Source organism: Streptomyces krungchingensis (genome assembly GCF_054729265.1).
Window position 1 is genome coordinate 519,528 of the sequence record NZ_JBPUKY010000002.1, and the last position, 19,307, is coordinate 538,834.

Below are 19,307 nucleotides of genomic sequence, written 5' to 3' on the forward strand. Positions count from 1 at the left end.
GCATGCTGCCGAGCGGGATTCGGGTCGACCGTGTCGGGGTGCGCCGCGGCGCCGCGGCCCCCGATGCGGGGAGAGGACATCCTGCGGTGCCCGTCCGGCCCCGCACCGGTCCGGAGACGGGTGCGGGGACGAACCCGGCGGCGCCGTACCCGCGACCGTGGCCGCCGAGCGGAGGCTCAGCCGCGATGCGGGCCACGCACGCGGCAGTGCCGGACCGGCGTCACATCTTCATGCCGGAGTGACTGCCCTTCTTGTGCCGCATGCCCATGGATCCGTTCATGTCCATCGACATGGCGTGGATCTCGTGGACGGCCGCGGGCATGATCACGAAGGGTCGCATCATCCCCTCGTCCTCGTGGGACAGGATGTGGCAGTGGTACATCACCTTGCCGGTCTGCTTCGCGAGACGTCCGGCCACCGTGACGAGGGTGTTGGCGTTCACGGTGATGGTGTCCTTCCAGCCGGACTCCTCGGGAGCGACGGGCACCGTCCCGCCGAGGGTGATCGGCTTCGTCGTCCGTCCCGCGGCGGGGTCCATCCCCGACCCGTCCGCGGAACGGCGGTCGATCACCTGGAAGTTCATCAGGTGGATGTGCATCGGATGGTAGATCGGCACCTCCGGCGGTCCGACGCTGACGAAGTGCCACTTCTCCCATGTGCCGGACGCGGCGAAGAAGGTGGTCGTGTCCTCGAACATGGCACCGGTACGGCGCAGGGTCCGGGTCTTGCCCGACATCTCGATCTGAACGACGCCGTCCTCGGACGTCGTGTCCCCCGGCACCTCCTGCATCTCCCAGAGTTGAGGCATCGCTCCGGTCTTGTCGAAGGTCAGCAGGACGAAGCGCTCGGTGGCGTCCGAGGGGACGTCCTCGGCCTTGAGGTTGCGGAAGGAGCTTGACAACGTTGTCGGAACGGACTGGCGAGGGTGCCGCTTCTTGCCGACACGGAACTGCATGACTTCGGGGAAGGGGATCATGAAGTCGGGAAGGGCCGCTCCGGGCTGCTGGCCCGGGATGGAGTTGACGAGCTTCAGCCGCTTGCCGGGGAATGCGGCGAAGTCGATCACGATGTCGGCGCGCTCCGCGGGGGAGAGCGTCACGGCCTCTTCTATCGTGTGCGGCTTGCCCAGCAGGCCCAGATCCGTTCCGATCAGCTTCATCGCGCCCGGCACGGCCTTGCCGGTCTCCTCGTCGACCACGACAAGCCGGTAGACACGAGCGTCCGAGACGTTCACCACGCGGAAGCGGTAGGCCCGCGCCTCCACGTCGAGGAACGGCCAGACCACACCGTTGACCATGGTGAACGGGCTGAGGGTGGCCAGCGCCGGCGGCAGGGTGCCGGGCTCGGGAGCGTCGTGTCCGCCGATGATCCTCTTGTAGAGGATCTGCCCGTTCAGGCGCCCCTGGGCGTCGGTGTCGAAGTTGGCGTCCTGAATGGTCAGGGGAACCTCGTAGTCGCCGTGCGGCAGGTCGAGCCGGGACTCTTCCTTGTCGCGGACGAGGTAGTTGCCGATCAGGCCGGCCGTCACGTTGAGTGCGGTGACCGCCATGGCGTGGTCGTGGTAGAAGAGGTGCGCTGCTGCCTGGTCGTTCGCGTACTCGGCCAACTGCGCGCTGCCGGGCCCGACTCCGTACTCGGCCGCACCGTCGTTGAGGGCGTTCTGGTGTCCGCCGTGCAGGTGCACCGTCGTCCAGGCGGTGAGCTTGTCGACCTCGGGTCGCGGGAACGAGCCCTCGGATCCCGGACGGTTGTAGGGCAGCAGGCCTGGTCCAGGGCCTTCGGGATGGACCCAGACCGCCTTGACGGGGGTGGTGCCCGTCAGCTTGTTGCTCCACGCGACCCGGAACTTGTGTCCCCGGCGTGCCTCGATGGTCGGGCCGGGGAAGTGTCCCTCGTACGTCCACAGGCGGGTGGCGGGCATCTGGGAGTGCAGGCGCAGCGTTGCCTCGACGAGATCGATCTCGGTGACGCCCTTGCCCGCGGGGCGCAGGGTCGGAGGTATGCGCAGCGGATCCGTGAAGGGAGCCAGCGTCGAGAACGCCGGCTTGCTCACGCCGTCGATGACGCCGGCGGTGAGCACCTTGCCGTCCTCGGCTCCGTTCGCCTTGAGGATTCCGGTACCGGCCACGGCGACGGCGGCTGTGGTGAAGCCTGCCATGCCCAAAAGGGACCGCCTGGTCGTGCCTGTCATGTGATTCTTCGTCCTAACTCGGAGGTTGAGGCGCACGAACGCACCTCTCCGAGACCGTCGAGGCCTCAAGGGTGTGGTTCGGCGACGCACGGGACGCGGAAGAGGCGCCTTGTGCGGAGAGAAGAGTTCCGCGAGGTGGTCGACCCGCCCACAGGGTTTCCGTCCTCGCCTGTTGTCCCGACCCGCCGTTCTGGCTCGTGGCGACGGCGGAAGAGACGCGTGGGCCCTCCCACGGCCCTTGCCGGGTGGCGGCATGACCGGATCTCACAGGATCGACTGGAGCCACCGGTTCAAGCCTGCACCCCGTCATGCGATGCGGGCCGGTTGACTGGGAGGTGGTGAAGGGGGTGACCGGATCCGGCTGCGCAGGTCCATCGGACCGGCGTCGGCAGTCGTGACCTCGGGGTGGTGTGACATTCCCGTGCTTCACTCTGGCCAGAGAAGTAGATCATAAGAAACTTGACTGTGCAAACATCGTGCGGAAGTCGTGTGGGTCGTACGCGTGTTCCGGCGACGCGGCCGGTGGTAGTCCACTCGGTGGAGGTCGCTCGTTCATACGTTGGCCACCTGAGCGGTCACATCGCCCCACTCGCGCATGGCCCCACTCGCACATCGCCTCATTTGCACATCGCACCGGCCGACGGGGCGCATGAGGGCGACACCTCCCTTCCCCTCGGCCCGCACATGTGTCGGTCAGCGGTCGCCTGTGTCGGCGCCCGCCCGTGCGTCGTCGGGCACGAGCCGTAGGCCGGGAGCGGTCCGGGCAGAGCTCGTCGTGTCGGCCGGCTCTGTCTCGCGCAGGGTCGAGGTCTCACGCTTGATGATCCGCAACGACTGTCCGAGGGAACGGGCGACATCGGGAAGTCGTCCTGCGCCGAAGAGGAGGACGATCACGACGAGGAGCAGCACGATCTCGGGCGCTCCGAGTTTTCCGAACATGGGCGATTCCTGTCTGAGTGCATGTACACGCACGGAGTCAGAGCACCTCATGAGGGCGGGCGGTCTGCCCTGCCCTGCAACGGAGCCCTGGGCACCGATCACATGGTGTGACGTCGAGAAGGCCCCTCCGGCGGAGCGGCCACGGAACTTCCGCAGCCGCTCCGCCGACCGAACAGACCCGACACAGACAACACGAGTGGACAGGGCCAAGATGTTCACGGTCTGCCCGAACACGGGCGCGTCCTCCGTGCACTGCCGACGGTCAGCCCATGTACGCGGGTGTCACCCGGCCCACCGGCGGACTGCCACCGATGCGACGCGTGACGGGACAGGCTCCGCTCGACCGCACCGGCCATCGCGCTCTCGCCCGGGACGTTGGGATGAACGGGCGCGGTGGCTCGGCGCGCTGGTCAGGGGGCGCGCCCGGAGCCCGGCATCCGCCGACCGCGGGTGTTGGTCGACCTCGGCCCCCGGAAGCGGGAGCGGCGATCGAACTCGACACGGTGCTCCAGTCGTCGGGCACGCTTGACCAAAGGCTCCGTCGCCGGTGGACATGTCCAGCGCACGAGCGCTGCGGCGCCGACGCTTTCCTCGCAAGAAACACGAACCGGTGGCCGCTGTGGGTCACATGTTCACCGCGCCGCCCGGTGTTCGTCGCCCGCTGTGCGCAGGGTCTTCTGCCGAGCGGCCCGAGGGGTATGCTCCTCGCCCTCCTACCGGTCTTGATCCTGAGCATGACTGCGTGCGGCGACACACCAGGGACTCGGCGCACCTCGCCGACGTCACAAAAGCGGCAGTTTTCGGACACCCGCCCGTGCCTACAGTGCGCGTGCAGAGGCTGCATCCGGCCTCCGCCGTTGTGACAGCGAACCAGGACGGCTCAGAAGACGATGGCTACGCCCCCCACGGAAACGACTTGTCCGGAACTGCTCGGGCTCATCATGAGAGAGCATCGGAACGGGCTTGTCGCGTATGCGGAGAGGATGCTGGGCGACCGTGCGCTCGCCGAGGACGTCGTGCAGGAGACGATCATCCGGGCATGGCGGAACATGGACCGACTCCTCGGGATGGAAGGCTCGGTGAAAGGGTGGCTGTTCACCGTCACCCGTCACCTGATCGTGGACTGGGTGAGAAAACCGCATACGCGCAGGGAGGTTGTGGGAGGCACATACAGCGAACCCTCGGCGGGCACCGATCACATCGAGGCGGTGCACCACGCCATGGTTGCCCGTCCCACGCTGGGGCGGCTGTCGCCGGAACACCGGGCGGTTCTGGTCCACCTCTATCTGTGCGACCGCACCATCAAGGAGACGGCCGCCATCCTCGGGATACCTGCGGGAACCGTGAAATCCCGTCAGCACAACGCCCTGCGCAAACTCCGTAGGGCGCTCCACGTCGACGCGGTCGCCTGAATCGACGCGACACGTCGCGCGGCTGGGAGTTCCGTGCCACCTCGAACCACAGAACAGGCCGAGCCCTTCGGTCGTCCGCCATGCGGTGCTGGGCCTCAACGGCCTCCCGGGCGCGGCGACATGTCGAGCGGGCAGGTGAGTTGTTGCCGGAGCGTCTCGCGCCGGCGGGAAGAGCTCGTCCCCTGGACGAGGGCGGGCAGGAGCTTCCGTTCGGCGGTGATCCACTCGGCGGCGTCGGCGCGTCCGTAGAACGTCTCCGGCCGGACTCCGGGCCGCGGCGGCGGCAGGATCACCGTACTGCGTTCCGGCGCGAGCAGGGCGTTCGCGGCATCAGCGCTGTACAGGTAGTGCTCGAACATCCGCGCACGCGCCTGGGACCGCACGCCGGCCGCGTCGAGCGTCACGCTCAGCTCCGCCGCCCAGGCGCGGAGCAGATGGTGGCAGGTGTACCGCTCCGGGGCCGGCTCGACGAGCAGATGGTGATCGACCAACTCGGCCATGCCCTCCATCGTCGTACGCAGGTCTGTTCCGGCCAGACTGGCGGCGGCATTCAGCGTGATGTCACGCGAGGGGTGAAGAGCGAGCAGGCGCAGGAGCGTCGCCGCCCCGGCGGTGAGCCCTTCGTAGGAACGCCGGAACGTGCTGCGGACATCCGTGGAGGCGTCCTGGCTCGACAGGGCGACCAGGCTGCCCCGCAGTTGGGACGCGAGCGCGGCGAGAGAGAACCCCGGCCGTGACAAGGCTCGTGTGCCGGCCACGGCCAGTGCCAGCGGGAGCCCGCCGCACAGTTCGACGATCTCCTCGGCCGAGCCGTGTTCGGTCCTGATCCTCTCCGGGCCCAGGCGTCGTTCGAGGAGTTGGAGTCCCTCCGGCACCGTCATCGGTTCGAGCGTGAGGATGTGCGCGTCGTGGGTGACGGCCAGACCCTCCAGTCGCCGACGGCTGGCGACGATCGCGAGACATCCCGGCGCAGTGGGCAGCAGCGGGCGGACCTGTTCGCAGTCACGGGCGTCGTCCAGGACGATCAGCAGTCGGCGTCCGGCCAGTGCCCGTCGGTAGACGGAGTCGAGTGCCGTGTCGTCGCTGGTCCCGCTCCGGCCGACGTCCAGTGCGTCGAGCACCGTCCTCATGGCCCGGGCCGGGTCGAGCGGTGGGTGCGAGGAGTGGTACCCCTGGAGGTCGACGTAGACCTGTCCGTCGGGGAAGCGGTCGGCGACGGTGTGGGCCCAGTGCACGGACAGGGTCGTCTTCCCGACGCCCGCCATCCCGCACAGGACGACGGTGGAAGCGGCGGACTCGTTGCCGCTTTCTCGCGGCAGAAGCTCCAGGCACCGTTTCAATGCCTCCTGGCGGCCGGCGAACGACACGGATTCGGGCGGCAGATGAGCCGGTGTCCCGACCGCGTCTGCCCGGTCCGTGGGCCTGCCCGTGGCTCTGGAGAGCGCGCTGTGTTCGAGGCGCTGCCGGGCGGCTCTCAGGCCGGGTCCGGGCTCGACGCCGAGCTCGTCGGCCAGAGTATGGCGCACGGCCTCGAACTGCCGCAGGGCTTCGGCCCGTCGACCGGTGGCGGCCAGGACGGAGATGATCCGCGCGTGGAGGGCCTCGTCGAACGGGTGACGTTCCACGGCACGCCGCAGGGCTGCGAGTACGTCCTCCGTCAGTGTCGGAGCCGAGGCCAGTACGACATCGGCGGCCTCTTTGACCGTCGCCACATATTCGTGCCCGACGGAAGTGAACACCGGGTGCCGGGCGACGGAGGTGCCTTCGGCGACCACGGGACTGCGCCAGAGGGCAAGGGCCTCGGCGAGGACCTGGGCGGCCCGCGCGGCGTCGCCGTCTTTGAGGGCGAGTTGTGCCTGCGCGCGGAGGTCACGAAAGCGCAGGAGGTCGGAGGTCGACGGGTCGACCTGGAGACGGTAGCCGTCGGCGGCGCGGGACAGGTGCGCGGCGTCGGTCCTGCTGTGCAGACCCGGCTCGAGGATCCTGCGGAGGGCACCGATGTGCCGGTGCACCACATTGACGGCACTGGCGGGTGGTTCGTCGTCCCACAGGACGTCCACGGCGTCGCTCAGTGAGACGGGACCGGGCGCGCGCAGCAACAGCAGGGAGAGCAGGGAGAGCCTCTTCGGAGGGCCGAAGTCGACTTCGGTGTCACCGCGAAGCGCGCGCACGGTGCCGAGGATGGAGTACCGCACTGTCGCATCCATGTTCCGCCGTCATTCCTCACGTCTCACTGTGCTGTCTTGTGCGTGGACCGCCATGGTCACGACCGGGAAGAGCGGCTCCGTGGCACGAACGACCAGGCACGCGCGAGGCCTTGACCGGTGCAGTCACGTCCGCCGGAGATCGCGGCAGCCACGGCCCGTCGCAGGGCCCCGATGCCGCGAGCGGGTGTCACGACGGGCCGGCTTCAGAGTGCCGCACGACCGGCGCACGCCGATGTGCGTCGATGCGGTGAAGAAGTCGATACGGTGGAGAAAGGGGCAGCAGTGGGTGCCGGCGTGTGGTCGCTCTCCGGGACATCTCGGTACGGGCATCATACTAATTGGCGAGTCAAGTAGATTCTGCGTTGGTTTCCTCGTCAATGAGGAGAGTGGCGGAATGTGCCCCGCGGTCTTCTCCGGTTCCGCGTCAGGGGCGCAGAGCCACCCAGGAACCGTGCGGGGCGCTGCGCAGGAGCGACGACAGTCCGGCTTCGTGAAAGGCGAGCTCCAGGTCGGCGCGCCCTTCGGAGAAGTGGGTCCAGCCGTCGTAGTGGGCGGGGACCACGACGTCCGCGTCCAGCACGGCTGCCGCCGCGGCGGCACGACGGCTGTCCATGGACAGCGGCCGTCCGTCGAACTTCGCCGGCACGCGGGCCGCTCCGGCGTGGAGCAGCGCGGCACCGATGTCAGGGACCCGGCGGGAGACCTCCGCCACCGTGCGGATGGAGGCGTTGTCGCCGCTGATGTAGAGCGTGGGAAGGCCCTGGCCGGACAGGACGAACCCGGTGACCTCGCAGTTGACGTTGCCGTCGGCGTCACGCTCTCCGTCTTCGGGTCCGTGCACCGCCGGGACCGCGAGGACGGTGAGGTCGCCGCGGCCGTCCGGGCGTGGGACAGGGTGGCTCGTCCAGGGGGCCAGACCGACGGCCCGTTCGCCGAGCCGCGCAGCGGAGAGCGGGCCCGCCAGGACCAGAGGGGCCGCTACGGCGAACGCCCGCCCCCGCTCGTCGAGGTTGTCCGGGTGCTGGTCATGGCTGACCAGCACCACGTCGACGGAGCCCAGGGCGTTCTCGTCGACAGCCGGTCCCGCTGTCTTGGTCAGGTACCCGTGCGGACCGGGTTCGTCGAACGTCGGATCGCTGACGAGGCGCAGGCCGCCGATGTCGATCACGGCAGTGGGGCCGCCGAGCACGGTGACCGCACAGTCCTGCCGGGACAGCTCTCTGTTCGTCATTGCCACCTTCGCTGAGCGTTCCATCGCTGTGGACGCATTCACGTTAATGATCCGTTCGGAGCCGGGGAAATGCCTTCGGTGAGGCATCCATGCCGTGCGGACATCGACGCTGGTCACTCGCGCGTGGCCGTCGTCCCGGTGTGTGCCGCCGCGACACCCGCTTCCAGGAAACGGCGAATGAGCGTGCGGGGGCCGTTCGACAGATGGGCGAGGCCGACCGTCACCGGAGGCGCGTTGGTCAGGGGCACGAAACGGAGGGCCGGGTGCCTGGTGCGACGTCGCGCCACTTCGGGAACGATGCCTATGCCTCGGTTGGCGGCCACCGTCTCCACCCACTCGTCGTAATTGGCGGTCTTCACGATCCTCTTCGGGCGCTGTTCCGCCGGCCAGGATCCGGGGCCGGTCGTCCCGCTGACCGTGTTGACGACCAGGGGCCACTGCTGGACCTCGGTCCAGTCCAACCGGCCGCGTTCGGCGAGCGCGCATTGCCTGGCACATACGGCGATGCGTGGTTCGTCGTACAGGTGAACGACCTTTATGGGTCGGGGCAGGGGCATGTCGCCACGGACCAGCGCGACATCGACGGCACTCTGGCGCAGGGCCTGCACGGGATCGTCGGTGCGGGTCAGGGTGACGGACGCGCCGGTGGCCGCCTCGAAGCTGTCCACGGTCTGCTGCGCCCAGGGATCCGGCAGCAGCCAGCTGAAGCCGAGCCGGAGTGTGACCATGCGGCGTGCGGCTTCCAGGGCCTGCTCGAAGGTGGCGAGGACACGCTCCACATGCACCAGGAACTCGGCCCCGGCGTCGGTCAGTTCGACCTGCCGTGAGGTGCGGTCCAGCAGGCGGACGCTCAGTGCGCCCTCCAGCTGGGCGATCGTGCGACTGAGGGCCGGCTGCGTGATCAACAGCTCCTGGGCGGCGCCGGAGAAGGAGTGGGCGCGTGCCACAGCGGCGAATGCCCGTAGGTGACGCAGTTCGACATCCACGACCTCGGTCACCCCTCGGTGGATCGATGCCTGTCGCGCATGGACCCAGCCTAATCGGCATTTCACAAGGCCTCTCGCGCTGTCTAACGTCACGTGTGTGCGTCACACGTACGACCCGGGGCCCTCGCGGACGGCTGTGGCGCCTTCGGCGACACGTGAGCCGGGGACGGCCTGTCCCGTCCCGATGGAGCAGAGGAGAAGCCGGCGATGAGCTCATTGCTTTCGGACATCGGCGTCGAGCTGCCGGTGCTGGCCGCGCCGATGGCCGGCGGACCGAGCACTCCCGACATGGTCACTGCGGCCGCGGGTGCGGGCAGTCTGGGTTTCCTGGCCGGCGGCTACAGGACGGCACCGGCACTCGCCGGCCAGATACGCGCCGTCCAGGCGGACGGCGTCCCCTTCGGGGTCAACCTGTTCACTCCCAGTCCGGTGCCCGTGTCGCCCGGGAGTCATCGCACGTACGCGCAGACGTTGCAGCCGGAAGCCGACCGATACGGGCTGAACCTGAACGACGGAACTCCCGTGGAGGACGACGACGCCTGGGAGGAGAAGGTGGACCTGGTGATCGGGAGCGACGTCCCGTGGGTCTCCTTCACCTTCGGCATTCCGGACCCCGACGTCATCAAGGCGGTGCGCCGGTCCGGCACGGCCGTGCTGCAGAGCGTCACATCGGTGGACGAGGCCCGCCAGGCGGCGGAGGCGGGAGCCGACGGGCTGATCGTGCAGGGTGCCGCGGCCGGCGGGCATTCGGCCACGCTCACCCCCGGCCGCCCCCTCGACGACGTCCCGCTGCCCGAGCTGGTCGCGAACGTCCGGCGAAGCACCGCACTCCCGCTCCTCGCGGCCGGAGGCATCGCCACCCCCGCAGACGTGACGGCAGCCCTGCGCGCGGGCGCGGACGCCACGATGGTCGGCACCCTCCTCCTGCGCACGGAAGAGAGCGGTGCGTCCTTGCCCCACAAGGAGGCCCTGGCGGACCCAGCCTTCGACACCACCGTCCTGACCCGCGCCTTCACCGGCCGACCGGCCCGTGCTCTGCGCAACCACTTCACGGACCGCTACGACTCGGTGGCGCCGGCCGGCTACCCGGCCCTGCACCACCTCACCGCGCCACTGCGCAAGGCCGCCACCGCGGCGGGCGACACCCGGCTCATCCATCTGTGGGCCGGCACGGGATACCGCCAGGCGAGAGAGGAAGGCACGGCACAGACACTGCAGCGGCTCGCCGGTCAGCTGTGAGGGTGACGCGCCCGCACGGCGGTGCAGGAGCGACGGATCCCCACCTGCACCGCCGATGCCTCAGGCCGCCATGTCGAGCACGACCCGGAATCGGGCCTGGCCCGACAGCATGCGCTCGTACGCCTCCCGTGCCTGGGTGAACGGCATGACCTCGACGCTGGGACGGATGTCGTGGGCGAGGCTGAACGCCAGGTTGTCCTCGTTCTCGATGGACGAACCGGTCAGGCTGCCGACGATGGAATGCGTGCCGAAGATCAGCTCGGGGGTGGAGACGGTCAGCGGGTCGGGCGCGGCACCGACCACGACGAGCCTGCCGTTCGGTGCGAGGCCGCGGACCAGCGGGTTCATGGAGGCGCCGCTGGACGCCGTGGCGACGATGACGGAGGCGCCGCCGAGGGCGCTCAATGCCGCTCCGGGGTCGGTGCTGGTGCTGTCGATGTACTCATCGGCGCCCAACTGCCGGGCGTACGCCTCCTTCTCCGCGCCCCGGGCCACGGCGGCGACACGGTAGCCGAGGCTGCGCGCGTACTGGAGGGCCAGGTGTCCCAGACCGCCGATGCCTTGCACGGCCACCAAGGCACCGGCCCTGGTGGGGCCCTGCTGGAGGGCGATGAAGGTGGTCAGGCCGGCGCACAGCAGCGGAGCGGCGTCGATCGCCGAGATGCCCTCGGGGACGCGCACCAGCCCACTGGCCCGGGCGTAGGCCACTTCCGCGTATCCGCCGTCGATCGTGGTCCCTGTCTGCTGCTGATTCAGGCAGTTCACGAAGTCACCGCGGCGGCACGGCTCGCACTCCCAGCACTGCCCGTTGAGGAAGCCGACGCCGACTCGGTCGCCGGGCCGCCACGCGGTGACGCCGGTGCCGACGGCATCGATGACACCGACGATCTCATGTCCCGGAACGATGGGGCTCGAGGGGTCGCTGCGCAGGCCCTCCACGGCCAGGACGTCGGTGTGGCAGATGCCGCAGGTCTCCACCCGCAGGCGTACCTGTCCCGGTGCGGGGGCGGTCAGTTCGCGCTCGACCAACTGCAGATTGTGGACTCCGGTGGCCTCGAAGGCCCGGTATGTGGTCATGACTGCTCCTGAGTGTTGCGCTGTTCTTGGGGCGGGGGCGGTCCCGGGGGTCGGCGCTCGCGCGGCGCACCGCGTGGGCACTGAACCGTCTAAATGACCGGTCGTCTTAAACCAGGGTAGCAACTGCCGGCGACTTCGTGGCCGCGGGGCGCGCGGTGGCGCGTCGGTGCAGGTCCGTAGCGATGCGTGACGCCACCTGGCATGGGTGGCCCGCTCGGCGCCCGAACAGCCCGTCATGGGGTGTGTGTCAGGCTCCATAGCCAGACGGTTTGACGCTACTAGACCGGTCGTCTACCTTTGGCGACCGGTCGGCTAGTCAGCCGCCTGTCCTGTTACTTCCCAGAACGGAGCGCTCTCGTGGCCTCTCCCGTAAAGCTCGCCATCGTCTACTACTCCTCCACCGGCACCATCGGGGAGATCGCCAAGGAACTCCACGACGCGGGCGTCAAGGCCGGCGCCGAGGTTCGTCTCCTGAAGGTCGCGGAGCTCGCGCCTCAGGCGGCCATCGACTCCAACCCCGCCTGGGCAGCCCATCACGCGGCCACCGCGGATGTACTCGTGGCCACTCCCGAGGACATCGAGTGGGCCGACGCCGTACTGTTCGGAACGCCGACCCGCTTCGGCAACGTCTCCGCCCAGCTGAAGCAGTTCATCGACACGTTGGGCGGCCTGTGGGCCGAGGGCAAGCTGGCCGACAAGGTCTACAGCGGCTTCGTCTCCAGCGCCACGGCGCACGCCGGCCAGGAGGGGACCCTGCTCTCCCTCTACACCTCGATCCACCACTTCGGCGGGCTCACCGTCACGCCCGGTTTCACCGACCCGCAGAAGTTCGTCGACGGCAACCCGTACGGCACCTCTCACGTCGACGGCCAGGGCACCAAGCCGGTGGACGACGTCGCGCGTGCAGCCGCCCGTATCCAGGCCGAGCGAGTGGTCAAGGTCGCCGGCGCCCTCAAGGCCGCGGCCGCCTGACGTCCGCGGCACCGGCCGGCGTCCGGGCGGAGGGGGCCTCGAAGGTGCCCCCTCCGCCAGATGTCCGCACTGCGCCGTCCGGCGACGCCTGGCGGCGGAAGCTTCGTTCGCGCACTGGGTCCGCGACGCTCGCGCGGTGGATCCGGGAGAGGAAGAGAGCATGGAGGAAGAGAGCATGAAAGAGTTCCTGGTCGAGCTGACCACGACCGTGCCCGAGGGCACCGACCCGGCGGAGGTCGACAGGCGCCGCGCCGCCGAAGCCGTACGGGCCAAGGAACTTGCCGCCCAGGGGCACCTGTTCCGGCTGTGGCGTCCGGTCGGCGAGCTCCGCAGCGTCGGGGTGTGGAGCGCCGACGACGAGGCGGTGCTGCGCGAGAAGGTGCTCGGCAGCCTGCCGCTGTGGCCCTGGATGACCGCGGTGGTCACTCCTCTGCAGTCGCACCCCAACGACCCGGGCCGGGTCGGTTGATTCGCCCGTCCCGTTCAGGGGTGGCGATGCCTGCTTCCGAGCGGCGATGCGGTGTGACCTCTGCGAGTTGAGGAACCTTTGACGCGGAAGCCGGAGCGCGGCGCCCGCCCGGCGTCCCGTGCGGCAACTGCCGGTGTCGTGCTCCGGCGCTTCGGTGACGTGTGGTGTCCTGTGCACTGCCAAGCGGGGAGGCTCGGGTGCCTTTCGGCCGTGCAGGCGGCGCGACATGCCCGCGGCGCGTCCGATCGCGCACTCGGCATCGATACTCCTGTGCATACGGTTCGCGGTGGAGTTCCTGCCGCCCCACAGCAACGTCCGCCACACGGAAGGCTCAACACGGTGACCACCGTCGCGTATCAGGGTGAACCTGGCTCCAACTCGTCGACCGCCGCACGGGCGTTGTATCCCGAAGGTGCCGAACTGGCCTGCACCGGTTTCGAGCAGGCCCTCGACGCGGTCACCCTCGGCTCCGCCGACGTCGCGGTGATTCCGGTCGACAACTCCGCGGCCGGACGCGTCGCCGACGTGCACCATCTGCTGCCGGAGTCAGGGCTGTTCATCGTGGCGGAGTACTTCCTTCCCATCCGTTTCGACCTGATGGGTGTGCCCGGCACGTCGCTCGATCAGGTGGAGTGCGTACGCAGCCATGTGCACGCGCTGGGGCAGTGCCGGAAGGTGCTGCGTGAGGGCGGCTGGCGCACCCGGGTGAGTGACGACACGGCGGGGGCGGCACGTGAGGTGGCGGAACTGGGCGACCACCGGCACGCGGCGCTCGCTCCGCCCGCCGCGGCCCGGCTGTTCGGCCTCGACGTGCTGCGGTCCGGAGTCGAGGACGACCCCGACAACACCACACGGTTCGTCGTCCTCTCCCGGGAAGCCGAACCGGTCCCCGTCTCGGACCGGCCGACGATGACGAGTCTGTTCTTCTCCGTGCGGAACATCCCCAGCGCGTTGTACAAGGCGCTGGGCGGCTTCGCCAGCAGTGGCGTCAACCTCACCAAGATCGAGAGCTACCAGATGGGCGCCGGGCTGAACGCCAGCCGGTTCTATGCCGAGATCGAGGGGCACCCCGACGAGTCCCGGGTCGACCTCGCCGTGCAGGAGCTGCGCTTCTTCTCGTCCGAGGTGCGCATCCTCGGCGTGTATCACGCGCACCCGCACCGGCTGAGTGACCGACCGTGAACCACATGAGCCGGCAGACCCGTGTGCACGGTGACGAGCTCCCGCCGCACCACCCCGCGCGGCGGGACGGGGGTGGCCGCCCGCGTGTGGTGCGTGGTCGCTGTCGTCTTGGCGGCGGTGGTGACACACGTGGCGAACGCCTGTGCCAACCGTGATCGCGTCGCCGCCGTGAGGGCCGTGGCGGTCGACCGGAACGAGCATTCGCCGCCCAGCAGTTCACGTTCCACGATCACCGTGCTGAGCCCGGCGGCACGGGCCCGGTCGGCCACGTTCTCGCCGACCGGTCCCGCGCCGATGACCACCACGTCGTACGTGCGGAAGGCGTCGTTCATCACTACTCCTGTCACTCCAGGGACACTTCGGCCGCCCCGTCGAGGCGGGGCGGCCGGGGTCGGTGCTTCGTCAGACTCGTCCGACGGGCGGACTCGTCGTCACCTGCCGGGAAGCCTGGTCGTGACCTCCTGCAGCACCCACCCGTTGCCGTCCGGGTCGCTGAAGGCTGCGAACGAGCTGTAGCTGGCGCGCTCCGGCTGCGGGCCGCTGACTCGTCCCTCTTCGGTGCCGCGGTGGAACACCCCGCCCGCGTCGTGGAAGATCTCGCCCATCTCGACGCCGCGGCCGACGAGTTCGGCATGGGCGGCCTCGATGTCCGAGACGACGAGGTGCAGGCCCTGCACCGAACCCGGTGCGGCCGTGGTGACTCCAGTGCCGAAGAGGATTGAGCACTGCGAGCCGGGAGGTGTCAGATGCACCACGCGGTAGGTGTCGTCGGCGACGTAGTCGACGTCCAGGCGGAATCCCGCCTTCTCGTAGAAGTTCTTGGCCCGGTCGACATCGGAGACGGGCAGCACAACGACTTCGAGCTTGAGATCCATGGTCGCCTTCACCTTCACGGTCGGGGTCTTGCGCGTGGCGGTGTCGCACGACGCGGCGTCACCGGTTGAACTGGTGAGATCGTGACAGCCGTTGGCGTCACCTGTCAAACCGGTGACGCGAATATCGCATGCCTGGTCGGTGCCGGTGTGTCAGCGATGACATCGGTGCGTCAGCGATGAGGGGTGCGCAGTAGGTACTGGGGCCGGATGCGGACGATGGCCGGCGTCGCCCCGCTGCTCGCGACTCGGCCGCGAGGTCGTCGCGCCGCTCACGCCGCTCGCGCAAGGGGGTTCTGGGGCGCCTTACGGGACGTCGCCGAGCCGGGGTGAGCCGAGCCGGGTCGGGGCGGGACGCGCGGCACTGGCCCGCGTGCGCCTTGTTGAAGTCGTACCTAGGCTGGAATGCGTTCTATTCGTACCAGAAACGTCAATCGGGTCGTCCCAGGAATGTCAATTGGGGATGAGGAGGCGGTGGTCTGATGGCGAAGATACTTTTCGTCATGACCGGGGCGCGGTACTGGGTGCTGAAGGACGGCACGAGGTACGCGACCGGTTACTGGGCCGAGGAGTTCGCTGCTCCGTACAAGGCGGTCACGGAAGCGGGCCATGAAGTGGTGGTCGCGACGCCGGACGGCGTGATCCCGAACGTCGACATGATGAGCCTGCGTCCCTCGATGGCCGGCGGGGAGGAGGGGGCCCTCGAACTGGAGGCCATCATCCGGTCCGCCGAGGTGATGCGGCGGCCCATCAAGCTGTCGGATGTCCGACTCGAGGACTACGACGCGGTGTATTTGCCCGGCGGGCACGGACCGATGTCGGATCTGGCGTTCGACGCCGACGCGGGGAGGATCCTGACCGAGCAGCTCGCCTCCGGAAAGCCGCTGGCGATCGTGTGCCATGCTCCGGCGGCGATGCTCGCCACCAGGATCCATGGCGAGTCGCCCTTCAAGGGCTACCGGGTCACAGGCTTCACCAACGAAGAAGAAGAGGCCGTCGGACTGGCGTCCAGGTCGACATGGCTGCTGGAGACCGATCTGAAGGAGAAGGTCGGCGTGGACTACAGCCGCGGTCCGATCTGGGAGCCGTACATGGTGGAGGACCGCAACCTCATCACCGGCCAGAACCCCCACTCGGCCGCGATCCTGGCAGACCGGCTGCTGACGATCCTCAAGTGAGGGTACGGCGTCCTCGCGACGTTCGGCCCAGGGGCTGGGCGCACGGCTTGGCGCGAGCGAGACTCACACCGGTGTGCGGGATTCCTTCCTGAGCCCGGCACGGGCGTTCGCGCTGCCCCTACCGCCGACGGCTGACCGCCGTCGGCGGAACTCGCCCGCCAACGCCCTTGTATATAGCGGCAATTGGAGTGTTCCGTGTCCGCAACGTTCTCACCCGTGTCCCCGACCCTCGTCGACTTCTGGTTCGACCCGGTGTGCCCGTGGACATGGCTGACCTCCCGCTGGATGGAAGAGGTCGTCAGGATCCGACCCGTCGAGGTGTCCTGGCACGTCATGAGCCTGTCGGTTCTGAACGAGAACCGTCTGGACGAACTGCCCGAGCGTATCCGGGTATTGATGGGCGAGGCCTGGGCGCCTGTGCGTGTTCTGACAGCTGCCGCCCTCAAGCACGGTCCCGAGGTGCTCGGACCCCTCTACAGCGCACTCGGCACGAGATACCACCTGCGGCAGGAGCCCGTGAACCGGGCCACGCTGGAAGCCGCCCTGCGGGAGGTCGGCCTGCCCGTGGACCTGGCCGACGCCGGCGACACGGACCACTGCGACGACGAACTGCGGGCCTCCCACCGAAGGGGTATCACCCTGGTCGGCCAGGACGTCGGCAGCCCGATCATCGGCGTTCCCGCTCCGGGCGCCGGCGGTGACCCCTTCGCCTTCTTCGGCCCGGTCGTGAATCCCGCCCCGAAGGGAGAGGACGCCGCCCGCCTGTGGGACGGCGTGCTCGCCGTCGCGTCCACGCCGAGCTTCTACGAGATCAAGCGCACACGCGGCAGCGCGCCCGACTTCAGCTGAGGTTGTGCGCGGCCGCGGCTTCCCGCGGCCGCCGGTGGCCGCAAGGCTCGTCATGCCGGATCGACGGGCCGCGTGATGCCGTGCATTTAGTTGACAGGTCCAGTAAGTGCCTATCTACTTGGCCGCGCCCCAACGCGCCCCAACGCGCCACAACGCGCCGCCCTGAGCGAGGGTCTCGCCCCTGGTGCAGCGCGACTGCTCGGTCGCGGGCCGCCTGGATGCCGTCGGCGCTATCGGGGTGCCATGCCGAGACCGTCGTACTCCCTCCTACCTGTCGGCCGGCCCCGGCTCCGACAGCCGCGGAGCATCGAACAAGTTCGTTCACCCAGCCTGTAATAACCCGGCCGTCACGCGCATTACCTGATGAAAGAGCCGACACAAGGAGACGGCGCGTGACCCAAGCTCAACGCTTCCGGGACGTGTACGAGGAGTGCTATCCACGCGTCCTCGCCTACGCCACGAGCCAGGTGGGACGTCATGTCGGTGAGGACATCACCAGCGAGACGTTCACCGTGGCCTGGAGACGAAGGGGAGAACTCCCGCACCCTGCGCTGCCCTGGCTGCTGGGCGTGGCCCGCAATCTGGTGCGCGAGCTGCGCCGTCGGGACAGCCACCAGTACGCCCTCGCCTCCCAGGAGGCACAGCGCATCGCCATGGCCGGCCGGGACGAGGAGACGGACGTCGCCACGGACCTGGCCGACCGCGAGGCAGCACTCCAGGCGCTGGCGAGTCTGTCCGACGCGGACCGCGAGCTGCTGACGCTGATCGCCTGGCACGGACTGAGCGCGAAGGACGCCGCACGAGTCCTCGGCTGCACCACCGCGACCTTCACCGTCCGGCTGCACCGGGCCCGCCGCCGACTGGAACGGGCGATGGATGCCGTGTCCGCACCGCCCGCCCGACCCGTGCGCCACACCGACACCGAGGGAGTACTCACGTGAAGGCAAGGAAGACCGACGCGCGAGTCGCACGTCGACAGGACGTCATGAAGACGCTCGCGGCAGCCCGGCCCGCCGAGCTGGACCCGAACCTGCTGGCCAACTCGGCACGGCAGCAAGAGGACTTGGCGCACATCACAGCCGAATCGCGGCAGAGCCCTGTCGACACGTCGGCGGCGTCCCCGGCCCGACTGCGCCCCCGGCTCCTGCCGCTCGGGGCAGTGGCGACCGTCGCGGTGTCCGCGGTCGTGCTCAGCGTTCTCGTCCGCCAGGACGCGGGCGACACCACCAGTGCTCCGGCCGGTACGCGTCCGCCGTCGAGTGCACCCGCGACGCTGAACGACCGTCTGGAACTGCTCGGTGTGGCGCAGGCGGCGGAGACCTCGGCGGCCGACGGCACGTACTGGCAAGTGACCACACGTACGGAGAACATGGATGCCGTCGGCGAGCCCGGACGGCGCTACACCCTGCGCAGCACCTCCACCGAGAAGTGGTCGGTGGGTGTGCGCTCGGGAACCCGAAGCCTGATGCTCTCGGGCCTGGACGCGAGGACCGCACCGCGCGGCACGGCGGACATGGAACGGTGGCGGGACGCCGGTTCACCCCATCAGGTGGAGGGCCAGGTGAAGGCCGACAGCCGGTCCACGGTGCGTTTCACCGTCGGAAGCAGCCGACCGACGGTCCTGCACACCAACGTGGGCAACAAGATCTACGCCCTCGGCCCGAAGAACGTGTCGTACCACGACCTGCGCGCACTGCCCACCGACACCGGCAAGCTGCGCCAGGAACTGGTGCGGTTGTACGGGCAGGACGGTGGCGCGGACGGACGTACCGCCTGGATGCTGCGTCAGATCGCCAACCTCATCACCATGCCGGTCAAACCGGGTACCCGGGCCGCCGCCTACCGCGTGCTGGCAGACCTGCCGGACATCCGTGTCGAGGGCCCCGCCACCGACCCCCTGGGGCGCTCGGGCGTGGCCATCAGCCTCCCCGTGAGGGCAGCGACGGTACTGGGCGACGTGGAGCAGCGACTGGTGGTGGACCCCACCACCGGTGCCCTGCTGTCCGATGAGAGTGTGCTCGTCGAACCATCGGCCGTCGCACGGGACGCGGGGCTGAAGTCCGGCACGACGGTGCACTACCAGGCGACCACCCAGATGGAGTGGGCCGACCGGCAGATCACCGTGCCGGCGCATGCCAAGGAAGGCTGACTCGCGAACCAGACACGTGTACCAGGTCATTGACCTGGCTTTTCCCAACGCCAGTCGACGGAGCGGAAGTCGCGCTCGCGCCGGCCGCCCCCGATGCTGCGAGCCCGCACCCCGCGACGCACTGGGCGACGGCGTTTTCGTTCCGCTTGGTGGGCAGGGCACGTCGCTGCCCAGGCGCGCTCGGGCAACAGGCGCACTGGTCAGGGCTGATGGACGCGACCGGGCGCAGCCGGACCACCCACTCACATGCTTCATCCAGGTTGAGGATCATGACGTCATCCACGCACCATACGTCCCGGCGGGCTGCCCTCCTCGCGCCGCTCGACGAGCACCCGGCCACCAGCCGAGACGGCC

General features: G+C 69.2%; 16 protein-coding genes and 1 pseudogene. 9 read left to right on the forward strand and 8 right to left on the reverse strand.

Annotation, left to right across the window (positions count from 1 at the left end):
• Window positions 1-220 precede the first annotated feature (220 nt).
• Window positions 221-2,158: a multicopper oxidase family protein gene (locus tag ACSYGO_RS42980; protein ID WP_460390052.1), complete on the reverse strand. Its 1,938-nt coding sequence runs from the start codon at window positions 2,156-2,158 to the stop codon at window positions 221-223.
• A 726-nt stretch (window positions 2,159-2,884) separates the two neighbouring features.
• Complete coding sequence (gene tatA, locus ACSYGO_RS42985) at window positions 2,885-3,130, reverse strand: Sec-independent protein translocase subunit TatA (protein ID WP_432175221.1); 246 nt, start codon at window positions 3,128-3,130, stop codon at window positions 2,885-2,887.
• A gap of 890 nt (window positions 3,131-4,020) precedes the next feature.
• On the opposite strand from tatA, the gene ACSYGO_RS42990 reads away from it, so the two are divergent.
• Window positions 4,021-4,542 carry a sigma-70 family RNA polymerase sigma factor gene (locus ACSYGO_RS42990; RefSeq protein ID WP_432175220.1) on the forward strand — a complete coding sequence of 174 codons (522 nt, stop codon included), beginning with the start codon at window positions 4,021-4,023 and terminating at the stop codon, window positions 4,540-4,542.
• Window positions 4,543-4,637: 95 nt separating this feature from the next.
• Here the strand turns inward: ACSYGO_RS42990 and ACSYGO_RS42995 are convergent, their stop codons facing one another.
• From ACSYGO_RS42995 to ACSYGO_RS43005, 3 genes are all read right to left on the reverse strand, one after another.
• Window positions 4,638-6,749, reverse strand: a complete 2,112-nt coding sequence (locus tag ACSYGO_RS42995) for an AfsR/SARP family transcriptional regulator (protein ID WP_460390053.1) — start codon at window positions 6,747-6,749, stop codon at window positions 4,638-4,640.
• A gap of 424 nt (window positions 6,750-7,173) precedes the next feature.
• The gene (locus ACSYGO_RS43000) at window positions 7,174-7,980 is read right to left on the reverse strand and encodes an MBL fold metallo-hydrolase (protein ID WP_460390054.1); all 807 of its coding nucleotides are present in this window, start codon (window positions 7,978-7,980) and stop codon (window positions 7,174-7,176) included.
• A gap of 113 nt (window positions 7,981-8,093) precedes the next feature.
• A complete protein-coding gene (locus tag ACSYGO_RS43005) occupies window positions 8,094-8,978 on the reverse strand; it encodes a LysR family transcriptional regulator (RefSeq protein WP_426675182.1) in 885 nt (294 codons plus the stop codon).
• A gap of 195 nt (window positions 8,979-9,173) precedes the next feature.
• Here ACSYGO_RS43005 and ACSYGO_RS43010 point away from each other — a divergent pair, with 195 nt between their 5' ends.
• Entirely contained in the window at window positions 9,174-10,205 is a 1,032-nt protein-coding gene (locus ACSYGO_RS43010; RefSeq protein ID WP_460390055.1) for an NAD(P)H-dependent flavin oxidoreductase, read from the forward strand.
• A gap of 60 nt (window positions 10,206-10,265) precedes the next feature.
• On the opposite strand, the gene ACSYGO_RS43015 is transcribed toward ACSYGO_RS43010, so the two are convergent.
• Window positions 10,266-11,282, reverse strand: coding sequence for an alcohol dehydrogenase catalytic domain-containing protein (locus ACSYGO_RS43015; protein ID WP_432186350.1), 1,017 nt, complete (start codon window positions 11,280-11,282; stop codon window positions 10,266-10,268).
• Window positions 11,283-11,639: 357 nt separating this feature from the next.
• Here ACSYGO_RS43015 and wrbA point away from each other — a divergent pair, with 357 nt between their 5' ends.
• The 3 genes from wrbA (at window position 11,640) to ACSYGO_RS43030 (ending at window position 13,905) form a co-directional block, all read left to right on the forward strand.
• Entirely contained in the window at window positions 11,640-12,254 is a 615-nt protein-coding gene (gene wrbA / locus ACSYGO_RS43020; RefSeq protein ID WP_460390056.1) for an NAD(P)H:quinone oxidoreductase, read from the forward strand.
• Window positions 12,255-12,429: 175 nt separating this feature from the next.
• Window positions 12,430-12,723, forward strand: coding sequence for a muconolactone Delta-isomerase family protein (locus ACSYGO_RS43025; RefSeq protein WP_432175298.1), 294 nt, complete (start codon window positions 12,430-12,432; stop codon window positions 12,721-12,723).
• A 339-nt stretch (window positions 12,724-13,062) separates the two neighbouring features.
• Window positions 13,063-13,905 carry a prephenate dehydratase gene (locus ACSYGO_RS43030; protein ID WP_460390057.1) on the forward strand — a complete coding sequence of 281 codons (843 nt, stop codon included), beginning with the start codon at window positions 13,063-13,065 and terminating at the stop codon, window positions 13,903-13,905.
• A gap of 131 nt (window positions 13,906-14,036) precedes the next feature.
• Here the strand turns inward: ACSYGO_RS43030 and ACSYGO_RS43035 are convergent.
• Both ACSYGO_RS43035 and ACSYGO_RS43040 read right to left on the reverse strand, forming a co-directional pair.
• Window positions 14,037-14,237 (reverse strand): annotated as a pseudogene (locus ACSYGO_RS43035) (FAD-dependent oxidoreductase); the annotation flags it as partial.
• Window positions 14,238-14,336: 99 nt separating this feature from the next.
• Complete coding sequence (locus tag ACSYGO_RS43040) at window positions 14,337-14,780, reverse strand: VOC family protein (RefSeq protein ID WP_426675391.1); 444 nt, start codon at window positions 14,778-14,780, stop codon at window positions 14,337-14,339.
• 479 nt (window positions 14,781-15,259) lie between these two features.
• Here ACSYGO_RS43040 and ACSYGO_RS43045 point away from each other — a divergent pair, with 479 nt between their 5' ends.
• The 4 genes from ACSYGO_RS43045 (at window position 15,260) to ACSYGO_RS43060 (ending at window position 18,953) form a co-directional block, all read left to right on the forward strand.
• Complete coding sequence (locus ACSYGO_RS43045; protein ID WP_426675177.1) at window positions 15,260-15,955, forward strand: type 1 glutamine amidotransferase domain-containing protein; 696 nt, start codon at window positions 15,260-15,262, stop codon at window positions 15,953-15,955.
• 195 nt (window positions 15,956-16,150) lie between these two features.
• The gene (locus tag ACSYGO_RS43050; protein ID WP_460390058.1) at window positions 16,151-16,804 is read left to right on the forward strand and encodes a mycothiol-dependent nitroreductase Rv2466c family protein; all 654 of its coding nucleotides are present in this window, start codon (window positions 16,151-16,153) and stop codon (window positions 16,802-16,804) included.
• Between the two features lie 392 nt (window positions 16,805-17,196).
• Window positions 17,197-17,745 (forward strand): RNA polymerase sigma factor, encoded by a 549-nt coding sequence (locus ACSYGO_RS43055; RefSeq protein WP_426675175.1) that lies wholly within the window; start codon window positions 17,197-17,199, stop codon window positions 17,743-17,745.
• Entirely contained in the window at window positions 17,742-18,953 is a 1,212-nt protein-coding gene (locus ACSYGO_RS43060; RefSeq protein WP_460390059.1) for a CU044_5270 family protein, read from the forward strand. Before ACSYGO_RS43055 ends, ACSYGO_RS43060 begins: the two co-directional genes overlap by 4 nt.
• Window positions 18,954-19,307: the final 354 nt, after the last annotated feature.